Annotated in this window: 13 protein-coding genes and 2 pseudogenes; 5 read left to right on the top strand and 10 right to left on the bottom strand. The window is 71.0% G+C overall.

Translation table 11 applies throughout. The annotated features are described in order from the left end of the window. The first annotated feature begins 149 nt into the window (after positions 1–149). On the top strand, positions 150–2,090 hold the full coding sequence (locus ACIHFE_RS30910; protein WP_400111833.1) for a YncE family protein: 1,941 nt from the start codon (positions 150–152) through the stop codon (positions 2,088–2,090). Between the two features lie 610 nt (positions 2,091–2,700). On the opposite strand, the gene ACIHFE_RS30905 is transcribed toward ACIHFE_RS30910, so the two are convergent. After that, positions 2,701–3,000, bottom strand: coding sequence for a hypothetical protein (locus ACIHFE_RS30905; protein WP_400111899.1), 300 nt, complete (start codon positions 2,998–3,000; stop codon positions 2,701–2,703). On the opposite strand from ACIHFE_RS30905, the pseudogene ACIHFE_RS30900 reads away from it, so the two are divergent. The 3 genes and pseudogenes from ACIHFE_RS30900 to ACIHFE_RS30890 all read left to right on the top strand — a co-directional run. Then, positions 2,962–3,687 (top strand): annotated as a pseudogene (locus ACIHFE_RS30900) (VWA-like domain-containing protein); the annotation flags it as partial. The gene ACIHFE_RS30905 and the pseudogene ACIHFE_RS30900 overlap by 39 nt on opposite strands. A 255-nt stretch (positions 3,688–3,942) precedes the next feature. Further along, positions 3,943–4,530, top strand: a complete 588-nt coding sequence (locus ACIHFE_RS30895; protein ID WP_400111831.1) for a hypothetical protein — start codon at positions 3,943–3,945, stop codon at positions 4,528–4,530. An 82-nt stretch (positions 4,531–4,612) separates the two neighbouring features. Next, on the top strand, positions 4,613–4,873 hold the full coding sequence (locus tag ACIHFE_RS30890; protein ID WP_400111897.1) for a hypothetical protein: 261 nt from the start codon (positions 4,613–4,615) through the stop codon (positions 4,871–4,873). A 46-nt stretch (positions 4,874–4,919) separates the two neighbouring features. Here the strand turns inward: ACIHFE_RS30890 and ACIHFE_RS30885 are convergent. Beyond that, positions 4,920–5,009: pseudogene (locus ACIHFE_RS30885) on the bottom strand (LysR family transcriptional regulator); the annotation flags it as partial. 174 nt (positions 5,010–5,183) lie between these two features. Between ACIHFE_RS30885 and ACIHFE_RS30880 the strand changes: the two are divergent. Further along, on the top strand, positions 5,184–6,110 hold the full coding sequence (locus ACIHFE_RS30880; RefSeq protein WP_400111829.1) for an NAD(P)-dependent oxidoreductase: 927 nt from the start codon (positions 5,184–5,186) through the stop codon (positions 6,108–6,110). 81 nt (positions 6,111–6,191) lie between these two features. Here ACIHFE_RS30880 and ACIHFE_RS30875 read toward each other — a convergent pair whose 3' ends face one another. From ACIHFE_RS30875 to ACIHFE_RS30840, 8 genes are all read right to left on the bottom strand, one after another. Beyond that, entirely contained in the window at positions 6,192–6,593 is a 402-nt protein-coding gene (locus ACIHFE_RS30875; RefSeq protein ID WP_400111827.1) for a phage holin family protein, read from the bottom strand. 217 nt (positions 6,594–6,810) lie between these two features. After that, entirely contained in the window at positions 6,811–7,410 is a 600-nt protein-coding gene (locus ACIHFE_RS30870; RefSeq protein WP_400111825.1) for a DinB family protein, read from the bottom strand. A gap of 33 nt (positions 7,411–7,443) precedes the next feature. Next, positions 7,444–8,352, bottom strand: coding sequence for a hypothetical protein (locus ACIHFE_RS30865; protein WP_400111823.1), 909 nt, complete (start codon positions 8,350–8,352; stop codon positions 7,444–7,446). Further along, entirely contained in the window at positions 8,349–9,236 is an 888-nt protein-coding gene (locus tag ACIHFE_RS30860; RefSeq protein WP_400111821.1) for a helix-turn-helix domain-containing protein, read from the bottom strand. The genes ACIHFE_RS30865 and ACIHFE_RS30860 overlap by 4 nt, the downstream gene beginning before the upstream one ends. After that, positions 9,233–9,421, bottom strand: a complete 189-nt coding sequence (locus ACIHFE_RS30855) for a hypothetical protein (RefSeq protein ID WP_400111820.1) — start codon at positions 9,419–9,421, stop codon at positions 9,233–9,235. The genes ACIHFE_RS30860 and ACIHFE_RS30855 overlap by 4 nt, the downstream gene beginning before the upstream one ends. 485 nt (positions 9,422–9,906) lie before the next feature. Then, positions 9,907–10,314 (bottom strand): hypothetical protein, encoded by a 408-nt coding sequence (locus ACIHFE_RS30850; RefSeq protein ID WP_400111819.1) that lies wholly within the window; start codon positions 10,312–10,314, stop codon positions 9,907–9,909. Positions 10,315–10,526: 212 nt separating this feature from the next. Then, entirely contained in the window at positions 10,527–10,649 is a 123-nt protein-coding gene (locus ACIHFE_RS30845) for a hypothetical protein (RefSeq protein ID WP_400111817.1), read from the bottom strand. 294 nt (positions 10,650–10,943) lie between these two features. After that, complete coding sequence (locus ACIHFE_RS30840) at positions 10,944–13,880, bottom strand: FAD-binding and (Fe-S)-binding domain-containing protein (RefSeq protein ID WP_400111816.1); 2,937 nt, start codon at positions 13,878–13,880, stop codon at positions 10,944–10,946. Between the last annotated feature and the right edge of the window lie 176 nt (positions 13,881–14,056).

Genomic DNA, 14,056 nt, shown 5'->3' with positions numbered 1-14,056 from the left:
GGCATGCCCTAAGCTCCCCCGGTACAGCCGTATGCAGCGCCCGTGATGTGGATCCAGGTGCTGCGCGGTGCCGGCATACTCCCCGGTCAGCCGGGGTCTTCCTGGTGGGGGATACAGCAACTGTGCGCAGGCGCAGCATCTCGACCGCGTTGGCGGTCCTTGTCAGTTCGACGGCCGTGACCGTGGTCGCGGCGGCCGACTCCGCCGTGGCGGCTCCGGCCGTCGCTTCCGTCTCGGTGCCCGGTGGCATCGTCGTGGACGGCCGGCTCAAGCGGGTCTTCATGGGCGACCGCTCGGCCGGCGCGGTCGTGGCCGCCGACTACACCGGTGCCCGCCTGGGCTCGGTGAGCGGCATCAGCGGCGTCTCCGACCTGGCGGTCTCCGACGACGGCAGCACGCTGTACGCGGCCGCCGAGGGCAGCCACGAGATCGTGGCCCTCGATGCCGCCACCCTCACCGTCAAGACCCGTTACGCCATCGCCACCACCACGGGGCCACGCCATGTCGCCTTCTCCGGCGGCAAAGTGTGGTTCACCTACGGCGACCAGTGGGAGGGCAACCTTGGCTCGGTCAACCCGGCGGCGGACCCGGCGGGCGGGACCTCCCCGGTGGCCCTGGGGCAGTTCCCCCATCCGTACCCCGGGCTCTGGAGCCCGGCGATCCTGAGCACCAACCCGGGCGCGCCGGGCGTGCTGGCCATCGGCCAGACGGGCGTGTCCACGGACTCGATGGCCATCGTCGACGTCTCCGGTGCGAAGCCGCAGCTGACCGCGTGGTACCAGGGCGACTACTCGCTGAACAGCGGTATCTCGGACATCGACCTCGTGCCCGGCACCCCTGAGGTACTGGTCAACGGCACGAGCCGGGACGCCTACGCCAATGGGAAGTTCACCGCCGCCGGCGCCTACCCCGGCGGGCAGCGGGCCGACATCGATGCGCAGGGACTTGTCGCCCAGGTCAACGGCGCCACGGTTTCGGTCTACCGGCCCGGCGGCACCAAGCCGGTCCACCGCTACACCGTCCCGTCCTCCGCCCCGGCGGACGGCTCCCCCGTGGTCGCGGTCAAGTGGGCTCCGGACGACTCCCGGCTCTTCACACTGGCGCAGACGGCCGGCGGCTACTCCCTCCAGGTTCTCACCGACCCCACGCTGGACGCCCCGGCGCTCACGGTGAAGACCCCGTCGACCGCGACCCGCGGCAAGCGGCTGACCGTGACCGGGAAGCTGTCCTCGGCCGTACCACTGGCGAACCGCGCCACCCTGTCGGTCACCCGCACCGACACCCTGAGCCCGGGCGGCACAGCGCTGCCACCGGTCACGGTGCACGCGGACGGCTCCTACAGCTTCACCGACGTCCCGCCGGCCGGCGGGACGGTGACCTACAAGGTCGCCTACGCGGGCGACGCACTGCACGCACCGGCCACCGCGTCCGGCGCCGTCTCGGTCCCGCGCACGGCGCCGACGCTGACGCTGGGCAATGGCGGCGCGGTCTACGACTACGGACGGAGCGTCACCTTCACCGCGCACCTGGGGCAGGCGTACCGGAACCGGACGGTCGCGATCTGGGCGAAGCCCGCCGGCAGCGACCAGCACAAGAAGCTGCTGCGCACCGGCACCGTCAACTCCCACGGTGACCTCTCCGCGCAGGTGACCCTGACGCGGAACACGGACGTCACCGCGGTCTACGACGGAGACGAGCGCACCGCGGCCAAGAGTGTCACCTCGCGGGTGTGGACCCGGGTTCGCGTCTCCTCCACCGTCTCCGGGGCCTACCGGACGGGCCGGATCGGCTCGACGCCGTACAACTGGTTCCACAAGAACACCGCTCCGGTCGTCAGGACCACCATGACCTCCTACCCCGGCCGTGCTCACCGCCTCGATCTACAGGTCTACGCGCAGGGGTCCTGGCACTCCACCCACTCGGAGTTCTTCCGGCTCGACACGGACGGCCGGTCGGTGGTTCGCCTGACCGCTCCGGGCCGGTCGGGGATCCGGGCGCGCATCCGCTCGGTGTATGCCTACGGGTCGTCCGGCGACAATGTGAACGCGTCGACCTACGGGCCGTGGATGTACCTCTGCTTCACCGACTGACAAGACCCCCTGCCCTGCGGCCCCGACCACCGACCGGGGCCGCAGGCACTCCCAGCCGGCGGCGGACGACATGATGAGCACCCCCGTGACCCATCAGCCGAGGCGGCCCATCCCATCACCCTGCTCATAGCGCCGGTGCGGCTTTCGCGGAAGTCCGGCGCTGCGGCAGCACGCGCTCCATGAGGGCGACGGGCCATGTGCACCGGGCCAGGCATCGCCCCCACGGCACCCGGCCCGGTGTCCCGGCGGCACAGCCGAATGTACGACGCCTGCCGTCGGCGCAGGAGTGTCTCGTTGCACCGTGAAGAGGCCCCTCCGGTGCCGGTCTGCACAGTGAGCCCGTTGTTCACCCACCGGGGCCCGGATAGCCCCTGGTCAAGCGGGAGTTCGGCTGCCTCTTCAGGGGGCAGTACATGCACGCAGGGGCCACCATCCTCCTGGTGAACCGCTCGGGCGCCACCGTCTCGGCACCCCCGTCGCCCCTTGCGGAGTCTCTGCGGGACCGGCTTCGCCGCCGGGGACGACCCACGCGTTGGTATTGGCGTGATGGACAAGCAGCGCCTGTACGTAGTCGCGCTGAACGAACAGCCCGGCTGCGACGCGGTGTTGGTCAGTGGGCGCCATCGGGCCCGATCTCCAGATAAAGCTGCCGGCTGGTCATCCGGGCTTGATGCACGGCGGTGAGTCTCTGCCATGTCGGCTTGTCCAGGGCGGGCGCCCACTGGGCCAAAGTGCGGACCTCGAACGCGGAGTGTTCCTCAGGGTCAAGGATGATGCCATTGATGTCGTCGTCGGCGAGTTCTCCTCCGTCGAAGACGAATCCAACCTTGGGCACCGGCCACTGGCCGACCGGCATGAACACCGTGGCCAGCAGGACCGGCCGTGGGAGCTGGGGCCCGACGGGGCGCATGCGCTGAGCAGACAGCAGCGGGATGCGGTCCGCTTCCGGGTCGCCGAGGGGATCAAGGGCCGGCCGGGCGACGCGCCGGAGGGATGGCGCCGGTGGGCGGACGAAGCATTCCAACCGCCCCAGCCATGGCGGCAGTTGCTGGGGGCAGCGGTCCGCTCGGCGGTGGGTGCGCCGAGAGTGGGCGAGGATCACAGCTACCGGCGTCCATCCCGGCGCTCGGCGAGTGTCCCCGGGGCGCTGCTGCCGAGCCTGCGCCGTACACCGCCCCGGGTCTGCGTCGTGATCGACACCTCCGGATCGGTGAGCGACGCCGAACTGGGCAGCGCCCTGCTGGAGGTGGCGGCGATCTCGCGGGCGGTGGGTGGACGGCGCGACCTCGTCTCGGTGATCTCCTGCGACGCGGCGGCCGATGTCGCCGTCCCGCTCTGCCATGCCGAGAACATCGCCCTGATCGGCGGCGGCGGAACGGATCTGCGCTCCGGTTTCACCCGGGCGCTCCGCTCCCGGCCCCGTCCGGATGTGATCGTCGCCCTGACGGACAGCCAGACACCCTGGCCATCCGCACAGCCGCCCTGCCGCACCGTCGTCGGCCTCTTCCCCCGTCCCGCCGACGCCGTGGACGAGGAGGACCCCGACTACGTCCCGGACGCCCCACCGCCCTGGGCGCGGGTTGTCACTATCGGCTGAGAAGGCGTGACGGCATGGCACCGCCATGCGTCACCGGCGGCCCGTCAGTCCCCATGCCGTGACTCTGCTGGTGATGTTGGCGGGGCTCGCTCCGCACGCGGCGGGGACACGAGGGTGCCAGGTGGCACCGGGCGCGTTCGCGCGCCGGGTGGTCCATCCGCACGCCGCCCCTGGGCCGGGGTGCCGGCTATGGCCCTTGTGAAGACTGTGAGCGCAAGCGAAACCGAGGTCCCTTCCCGAAAGGACCACTGCGGTATGCGTAAACGCGCTCTCCTCCCGGTCACCGCCGGCGTCCTGCCCCTCCTTCTGGTACTCGGTCTGCCCGCGCCCGCCTCCGCCGGTGGCGAGGCGCCGGGCCCGCTGACCGGGACCTGCGTCGGGCGGATCCACTACACCTTCGACCCGCCCCTCAGAGCCACCCCGCGCGAGACGACCACCAGTTGGTCGGGCGACTACTCCTGTTCCGAGCTGCCCCTGGTCAAGGCCCGCACCTGGCAAGGCACTTTCGAGGGCTCCGTCAAGTCCGTCACCGGATGCCTGCAGGCGAGCCCCGGCCAGGTCGTCACGCCCTCGATCACCGAGACCGACCACTGGACCACCCCGGAGGGTGGACACCACGGCGGCACGAGCGTGCTGACCGGCACCGTCTCCACGCTGCCGCGCGAGGACGGCACGCGCGTGGCCGAGTGGACCGGCACCGTCACCGGCGGGACGTGGTTCAAGGGCCACCACTTCAACGGCAACAACGTCTACACCTCGCTGACCAGTGGAAAGCTCTGTCTGGCCGGGGGCGAGATCGACCACAACGACGGCACGGCGGTGGTCACCTTCCTCCCGCTCTGACGAGCCGCGCACTCCATGTCACATCCGGGAGCGCCCTGCCGTACTTACCTCTGGCAGCACGACCGACCTCGGAGGTAGGACGATGGACAGGCCGATCCTGGTAACCGCTGGCACCGGCACACTCGGCCGCGCCCTCGTGGTGCGGCTCCTCGCCGACGCCGGGCTCAGCGCCCTCGACCAGCGCGCGACGGGCCTGGTCGAGGGTGAGCGTGGCTTCGCTGTCGGCCGGCCGGCAGTTCTCGTAATGCGGGGCCCGTCGGCGCTTTTGACCGACGGCGGTGGGCAGGCGTTGCAGGCTCCAGTGGCCGCTGAACTCGGCGGCCGGCCGCCCCCGCATGGGTGAGGACGATCTGACGTTTTGAGCGGTCGGACAGCTCCACTCGCAACTCGCGTTCCAGCCTGGCAATCGCCGCGGACACCGCGGACTGAACGGTATGCGACCGCCGGGCACCGCGCGAAAAACTCAACTCGTCGGCCACCGCGACGAAGTACTCCAACTGTCGTAACTCCACGCCCCGTTATCGCCCTGCGCGATGAGTCGCATCGCGGGCTTCCGTTGGACGTGATGTGTGCCCAGGGGCAGAGTCGATGGCGTCACCGGTTCATTCCACGCGGACATAAGACATGCGGACATAAGACATAAGGGGCTGACCATGACCGAGGACAACGGCATGCCGAGGATCGGCTGGGTCGGGGCCGGCCGGATGGGCACCGCGATGGCCCGCCGGCTGCTGGCCGCCGGGTACCAGGTCTCCGTCTGCAACCGGACGCGCGCCAAGGCCGAGGCACTCGCCGAGGCCAGCGCCACGGTAGTGGACCGGCCGGTGGATCTGGCCGACCGCGACCTGGTGTTCACCATGGTCTCGGCCTCCGCCGACCTGCTGGCCGTGACCACCGGCCAGGACGGTGTGCTGCGGGGCGAAGTGGCGCCGGGGGTGCTGATCGACTGCTCGACGGTATCGGCGGAGGCGTCATCTCAGGTGCGCCGGGCCGGACTTGAGCGGGGCAGCGCATTTCTGGCGGCGCCGGTCAGCGGCAATCCGTTTGCGGTCGCGGACGGACTGGCCACGCTGGCCGTGTCCGGTCCCGGCAGCGCGTATTCCCGGGTCCGGCCGGTACTGGAGCGGTTGGCCGCCGCGGCAACCCATGTCGGGGAACAGGAAGAAGCCCGACTGGTCAAGATCTGTCACAACGCCGTACTGGGCGTCCTCATCCAGTCGTTGTCGGAGGTCACCGTGCTGGCGAACAAGGCCGGCATCTCCCGGGCCGCTTTCCTGGAGTTCCTCAACAACTCGGTTCTGGGTTCGCACTTCACCCGGTCCAAGACCCGGGCGCTGGTCGAGCTGGACTTCACCCCGACGTTCACCCCACCGCTGCTGAGCAAGGACCTCGAACTCGCGCTGGCCGCCGGGCGGGAATCCGCGGTGCCGATGCCCATCACGGCGAACGCGGCACAGCTCGCGGCGTCCGCGGTCGGTGCGGGCTACCTCGACGAGGACTTCGCCGTGCTGGTGCTGGAACAGGCCCGCCGGTCGGGGCTGAGGCTCCGCCCCGAGCAGCAGGCGGACGGCGACGGCTGACGGCACTGGCACGGCATGGCACCGCCGCGTGGCGATGCTCCATCCGAGGGCCCCGCCGTGCCGTCCCCGGACGGCCCTGACTCAGCTGGGCAGAACCTGGTCCAGCGCCTGCTGGGAGGCTCGGCGGGCGTCGCGGATCCTGGTGCAGCCGTACCAGGCGGATACCGTCGCGCCGGCCGCGTAGCCGGTGGCCAGTGCCCATGCGGCCCGGTGCGGCGCCCAGAAACGCTCCGCCGTACGAAGCACGGCCTGGTGCGCCGAGACCAGGCAGAGCATGCCGCAGGCCCCGCTCAGCGCCATGGCCGCCGTGGCCAGCGCCGTCTCCCGTGCCGTGACGGCCATGTCCTCCTTCGCCGGCCCCACGTCCTGGCGCACCACGGCGGCCACGTCCCGCCACAGCCGTTCGCCGGCGTCGATCCACCGGCCGTTGGCATCCCGGTGCGGGGTGGGGCCGCCTCCGTTCCCCTGAGAGCCGCTCGTCATGATGTTCCTCCGTTGGCACGGCCATGTCATCGCCGGTCTCGGGCCGGCATGCTGCCAAGTCCCCGGGACGAGCCTGATGAAACAGGGCGAACGGTACCGATCGCTCATCCGGCGGTCTCGGGCACCGCCCGGACGATGGCGGCGGTGACGGACTGGCGGCGCCGTGGCGGCCACACCGGGCCCCGCGCCATGGAGTGCACCGACGGCGAGCCAGGCGTTACGCGTCCCCGCCTGCTTCCCGGGCCGCACCCTCCAGTCGGCTTCGGTAGTTCTCCCACCATGCCGAATCGCCCGACACCATGCTGTCATTGCCCTGGTTCATCCCGGTGGCACCGTCCATGAGTTCGCGGAGGATATCGGCGTGCCCGGCGTGCCGTTGGGTATCGGCAATCACCCGCACCACGGCGTGATGCAAGGTCAACTCACCCCGGTCCTTGGGCCACCACGGCACCTGGCCGGTCGTGTCCAGCGCCAGTGCGTCGATCGTCGCGTCCGCGTGCGCCCATGCCCGGCGGTAGAGCCCGACGATCTGCTCACGCGACTCGTCTGCGGTGGCCCACATGTCCGCGTTGGTCTCGGCAGCGTCCTCGAGCCAGGGCAGTGGCTCGCCGGACGGCCGTCCGAAGGTGTCGCCGAGGTAGCTCAACTCCATGCCGGCCACGTGTTTCACCAGGCCCAGAAGGTTGGTGCCGGTCGGCGTCAGCGGGCGGCGGACGTCGTACTCCGAGAGGCCTTCCAGCTTCCACAGCAGGGCATCACGGGCGGACTGCAGGTAGGAGTGAAGGTCGGCCTTGGCCTGTGTACTCGATAGGTTCATGGGCCCAGTGTGCCGCTGATGGACGGCAACACATCAACGAGCGTGCGCGGCGCCCCAACCGGCCGTGGAGTCGTCGGATTGCGCGTGTGGAGCGCGGGAAGTCCTCGGGCGTTGCGCCGGGAGGGGACGCTCGGTGCGCCGGCGGACGAGACGGGGTGTCCCGAGGCGGGGCCGGGTGACCGGGGCGTCGAGGGCCGTGGCGGCGGCGAGGAGAGCGGTGAGGCATTCGGCGAAGTGCGGGCCGGGCAGGGGCAGATCGAGGTCACGGTGGTCGGGGTAGCCGACCGCGACGGCTCCTGGGACGTACCTCATCACGGCGTTGACGGCTTCCGTGCGGGGTCGGGGACAGCGGTCCCAGTTGCTGACGAGCCGGCGCAGGATACGCAGGACGGTGGGGATGCTGGAGTCGATGCGCAGGATGGTGGGGATGCCGGCGCCGGCCCTCGATGTGCCGGCTCCGTCGGCCAACGTCACTGCCTGTTCGGTGAGTTCGGATTCGGTACGCATCTGCTCATGCCACCAGTCGGCGGCGTCGTGCTCGCCAAGGGCGAGATGGTGAAGATAGAGGCAGTAGGTGGCGACATTGTCGCCGGCGCCGGAGGCGTACTGCCACCAGAAGCGGCTGCTGTCATCGGCATCGGTGAGCTGGAGGATGCAGCCGACCACGAGAGCGCCGCGGGGGTCAGGGAGATTGCCGGTGATGAAGTCCCGCAGTGAGGTGGCGGCGGTGTGGGCGACAACGGTCTCGCAGAGAGCGTGGAGATCGTGGGTGATGGCGGGGTTGGTCTGGTAGCGGCCGTAGGTCTCCGCGGCGGACCACGGGGGCAGTTCGCCGTCGTCCCGGGCGCCGGTGTCACGGTCGGAGGGCGGAACGACATCGAGCCGCGGATTGGGGTTGTCGCACAGCAGGGCGCGGGCGAGGAGTTCGTCGATGGCAGTCATGGGCGGTTCTCTCCGGGGCTGAGAGCAGTGGTCAGGGAGCGCTTGGCGTGGCGTTCGGCAGAGCAGACAAAGGCGTGGGGCACGCCGAGTACCTCCGCGGCCTGGGTGTGGCTCATGCCGCGCAGATGTATGAGCACGATGACGTCGAGCTGCGGGTCGGGGAGGCGGCTGACGGCCTGGAAGAGGGCAAGGGACTCCTCGATCTGTGCGAACTTCCGGTAGGCGGGCGCCTGGTGGAGCGCTACGGTGTCGAAGGCCGCGGGACCGAGCTGGGGACGGCCGTCGATGTGGGGGGTGCGGGCCATGACACCGCGCCGCAGGAACTGCCAGGCGAACTTCCGCAGGTTGGCGCTGCGGAGGGCTTCCTCCCAGCGGAGCCACAGGACATCGAAGGCTTCGTCGGCGATGCGGTCGGCGTCGGCGGGGCTGACGAAGACGCCGGCATAGGAAAGGTATGCGGCCGCGTTGATGTCGGCGAAAGCCCGGTGGTCGACCGGGGGCCGGTCGGGGCCGGTGGAGAGCACCACCTTCTCTATGCAGCCGTCGATCCATTCCTGCTTCTTGCACGCCTCCCGGGCCGCGGCGCTCCACAGGCGGCGCATCGGCCAGGTGGGCATGCCCAGGACGTGCAGCAGACCGTAGGTGAACTCCCAGCTGGGGTAGAGGCCGGTGCCGCGCAGCAGTTCGGAGACCTTCGACTTCGACCAGCCGGCTTTGCGCGCCAGATCGCTGACGGTCAGGCCGCTGGCGAAGTAGCGGTCGCGTACCGGTTCCAGCCAGGCCCGGTGGGCGGTTCCCACGCCCTCGGCGATCGGGCCGAGTTTCCGCCCTGGCCGACTGCGCGGGTCATCACTGCTGCCGGGCGAGCTGGCGACCAGGCTCACTGGCTCTCTCCGTCGTCGCGCGGGACGCTGCCGGAATCCGTGGGCGTAGCCGGTGACTTGCCGCCGGATCCTGCGATGGCCTGGCTGATCTGCTGGACGAGCAGCCCGAGCGACGGCACCAGCGTGGCGATGGCGGCGGTCTGCCCCAGCGTGGCCATCACCACGCTCCACGCGAGGACCGTCATCGCAACCACGATGACGGTCCCTATCGGTTTTCTGATCACGAGGTACCTATCCATGTGAACGTCCGGAAGGGGGTTCCCCGGGTGCGGTGCCGGCGCACCCGTCGGGAGGTGGAACGACAGCATGGACGGACGCGTGCCTGTACGCCATGTGATCGCGGAATCACGGAACAATGAGATGAGGGACGGAAGCTCTGCCCGCCTCGCCTCAGGGCCCAATCCGCAAACGCTTCCGCACCATCACCCCTTGAGGGGGGAAGTTCAATTTTTTCCTTGCGCCGGGGCGCACACGTCTCATGCTGGAGGCGAAGAGGCGCCATGGGCGCTTCCGAGCCCTTCCCGTCCGGAAGGCAGCGGCATCCCGTGCCGATATCAAGGGGAGGCCGCAGGCCACCGGTGCCCGGCCGGCGACAACGCTTGCCGGGCACCGGCCCGCCCCCTGCGACGGCTCCGGCGAGCCGTCTTCGGGCTCAACCGGCGGCGGGGCCTCAGCCGGTACCGCGGGCCTCTTCCAGCGCTCGCAGGATCAGCCGGAACTCGGGGTCGTCCAAGACCTCGGTCAGCTTGCCGAGTTGGACGCCACAGCGGTTCACCAGGGAGGCGGCGACTTCCAGCACGGCCATCTCACTGGGCGAACTGCTGAATGCCGAGGGCCGTGACAGGCCCAGCAGGCCGACCGTGTCCCAGTCCACCGAGGGATGGGGGCCGCTGCGGTCGATGACCGACCGGTCCGCGATCATGAGCTCGGACTCCCCTTCCAGGAAGCGGCGCAGCCAGTAGCCATCGCTGTGCGCGCCCAGCAGCCGGGTCGCCGCCCGCGTCCGCTCGCCGCTCACCTCCTTCAGCAGGCTCTCGGCGAGCTCCGCCCCTGTCGTGTTGTCGCTGGTCACCGTCATCGGTCGTCTCGTCTCCATCCCTTGTGAGATCGGGCCGTTGTCACGTCGGGCCGTTGTCAGACCAGGCCGTTGTGAGATCGGGCCGGGGGCCGGCCTCGGGCTCACTCTGGGTGGCCGCGGCCGCCGGCCCTGCCGCACACGCCGGGTGGTCGCCCGCAGGGTGGCGCCGGGAGCGGCCGATCGGCGTCGGGCCGTCCGGGGTGGAGGTCGGCTCACTCGGGCTGTTCGGGGTCGGCCCGGTCGCGGAGGCGTTCGGCGAGTCCGGCGGCCGCGCTGCCGACCGCGTCGGGGATGACAGGGCCGGGGCTCGCCTGGAACGAGGACTCGTCGAGCATGTCCTTGACGATCTGCAGGCGATGTGGTTGCGGTTGGGGGTGCCCTGGCGCAGGGCCGTGGCCAGCTTCTTCACCTGCCGTTTCCTGGCCTTGGCGGGGATCGGCGGAACATGCGAGTCGACAACGCATTCGATCAGCACCGGCCCGTCGCCGGCGAGGGCGTCGCGGAGCCGGTCCCGGCACCGGGCGGGGTCGTCGATGCGGACGCCCCGGGCCCCGCAGGCCTCGGCCGGGGCGGTGTCCACTCCCCACTCGGCGAGCCGGTCCAACAGCACATCGGAGGCGGTGCGTTCATCACCGGCCATCGGGAGTGCCTCCTTGGCGGTGGTGGTGCAGCGCGAGCCGGAGAACCTGCGCGAGGTGGAGGGGATCACGGCCGGTGCCCTGGGAGATCTGTTCCCGGCAGCTGAAGCCATCGGCGATGATCAGGGTGTCCCGGGCGGTCTCCCGGACCCGGGGCAGCAGGACGCGTTCCCCGGCCCGGACGGAGACCTCATACCGTTCGCCGTACTCAAAGCCGAAACCGCCGGCCATGCCACAGCAGCCGGAGTCGGGCCGTTCGCTCGCCAATTCCATGGCGTCGAGGAGTCGTTGGTCCGGCCCGAAGTCCAGCACCGCCTGGTGGTGGCAGTGGGCCTGGACAAGGGCGCTGCGGTGGAGGGGCGGCGGGCGGTAGCCGTGCCGGTCGAGCAATTCGCCGAGGGTGACGCTCTGTTGGCACAGCCGACGGGCGTCGAGGTCGTCGGGGAGGAGGTTGGGCAGTTCGTCGCGGAAGACGGCGAGGCAGCTGGGCTCCAGGCCGACGAGGGGGGCGCCGGCCCGGATCGGTGCCCTCAGCTCGCGCAGGATCCGGCGGAGCCACCGCCTGGCGGTGGTGACCATGCCGTAGTCGTAGAGGGGCCGTCCGCAGCACAGTGGCCGGCGCGGCAGCCGCACGGTGAATCCGGCGTCCTCCAGCACCTCGACGGCGGCGATCCCCACATCGGGGGCGAAGTGGTTGGTGAAGGTGTCCGGCCACAGCAGTACCGGCGGCCGGCCGTAGCGGGGCTGCTCACCACGCTCCTCGAACCACTGGCGGAAGGTGATGGGGGCGAGGGCGGGGACGCGGCGGCGCGGGTGCACCCCGGCGGCGTGCTTCACCAGCCGCCCGGTGAGCGGTGCCCGGGTGACGGTGTTGACCACCCGGGGCAGGCGTGAGCCCAGCCGTGCCCAGAGGGGGATGAGCCCCAGGGCATAGGCGGATCGGGGCCGCAGCCGGCCCGCGTAGTAGTGGGAGAGGAACTCCGCCTTGTAGGTGGCCATATCGACGCCGACCGGGCAGTCGCTCTTGCATCCCTTGCAGGAGAGGCAGAGATCGAGAGCCTCCTTGACGGCCTCGTCGCGCCAGAGCTCGCCGTCCCGCTCTCCTCGGGTCATCTCGAACAGGAGCCGGGCCCGGCCGCGGGTGGTGTGCTTCTCCTCCCGGGTCACCATAAAGCTGGGGCACATGGTCCCGCCGCTCAGGCGGCGGCACTTGCCGATGCCGAAGCAGCGGTTGGCGGCGTCCGCGAACCCCTTCTCGTCCTCGGGGAAGGCGAAGTGGGTGGTCAGGCGCGGCGGGTGGTAGTCGGTGCCCAGCCGCAGGTGCTGGTCGGGGCGGTAGGCGTCCACCACCTTGCCGGGATTCATCCGCCCGCCGGGGTCGAAGATCCGCTTGAACTCGCGGAAGCCCTGGACGAGTTCGGGGCCGAACATCTTGCCCAGCTGGCTGGCGCGGAGCTGTCCGTCGCCGTGTTCGCCGGAGAGCGAGCCGCCGTAGGAGACGACCAGGTCCCCGGCCTCGTCGATAAAGCGGCGGAAGGTGTCGATGCCCTCGGCGGTGGCGAGGTCGAGGTCGAGCCGGTTGTGCACACAGCCCTGCCCGAAGTGGCCGAAGAGCACGGTGTGATACCCGTGCCGGGCGACCAGCGCACAGTAGTCGCGGAGGTAGTCACCGAGCCGCTCCGGGGCCACCGCGGCGTCCTCCCAGCCGGCCAGCCCGGAGTGGCGGCCGGGGACCCGGGTGTACTCGATGGTGCTGCGCCGCACATCCCAGATGTCGCGCTGCCGCCGGGGGTCGCTCTCCACCGCCACCTCCCGGGCCCCGGTGGCCCAGCGCCGGGCCGCCCCGGCCCGGGCGTCGGCCTCGCGCTGGGTGTCGCCGCCGTACTCGGCGAGCAACCAGGCGCCGCCGGAGGGGAGTTCCTTCGCGCCGGGCAGATGCACCCCATGTGCGTCCAGGTTGGCGAGGACTCCGGCGTCAAAGCACTCCAGGGCGATCGGCTCGGTGGTCAGCAGCTCGGGGACCGCGTCGGCGGCGGCGGCCGCGTCCGGGTATCCGGCCACCAGCAGGGTCTGCCGGTGGGGCCGGGGCAGCAGCCGCACGGTCGCCTCCAGCACCAGGACACAGGTGGACTCGGTGCCGACCAGCGCCTTGGCGAGGTCGAATCCCTTCTCGGGCAGCAGGTCGTCGAGGTTGTAGCCGGAGACCCGGCGGGGGATGGCGGGATAGCGGGAACGGATCAGCGGCGCATACCGGTCGCGGAGCCCGTCCAGCCCCCGGTAGATCTCGGCGGGGCGGCCGCCGGCCCGCAGGATCGCCTCGTACTCCCCCTGGGCGGTGGGGCCGACGCGCATCCTGGTGCCGTCATAGGTGACGACGTCCAGGGCGTGCACATTGTCGACGGTCTTGCCGCCCATCAGCGAGTGGGCACCGCAGGAGTTGTTGCCGATCATCCCGCCGAAGGTGCAGCGGTCATGGGTCGCCGGGTCGGGGGCGAAGGTCAGCCCGTGCACCGCGGCGGCGTCGCGCAGCTGGTCGCAGATGACGCCGGGCTGTACGCGGGCGGTGCGCCGGTCCGGGTCGAGGTCGACGATGCGGTTCAGGTACTTGGAGAAGTCCAGCATCACCGCCGTATTGACGCTCTGCCCGGCGAGGCCGGTGCCACAGCCCCGGGCCACGATGGGTGCCCCATGGCGGCGGCTCACCTCCAGGGCGGCGAGGACGTCGTCGGCATCGCGCGGCACCACCACGCCGAGCGGGACCTGCCGGTAGACGGAGGCGTCATTGGCGTAGAGCGCCCGGTCGCCGGGGGTGAAGCGGACCTCCCCGGCGACCGCCCGGCGCAGCTCGTGCACCAGGGCGTCATGGGCGGGCGAGGAGGGCGTACCGGGGTCGTCGGCCCGGCCCCCGGGTACGGCGCGACCGCCCATGCCGCCACCACCGTCCCTTTCGTTATGCGGTTCACCGCGGTGGGTACCGGGTAACCCGCGTCGGCCCGGGCAAACGGCTCCGGTCGGATGGCGGCAGTCCCGGCCGGCGCCCCCGGCTGGGCCGAGTGGTCGTGCGCCGGCGCCCGGATACGGCCAACCGCAACGCCGTGGAAAGC

The sequence above is a fragment of the Streptomyces sp. NPDC052396 genome, from assembly GCF_044593195.1.
In the GTDB taxonomy this organism is placed as follows: domain Bacteria; phylum Actinomycetota; class Actinomycetes; order Streptomycetales; family Streptomycetaceae; genus Streptomyces.
Note: the sequence above shows the minus strand (reverse complement) of the source record. Positions and strands in the feature narration are given on the sequence as shown.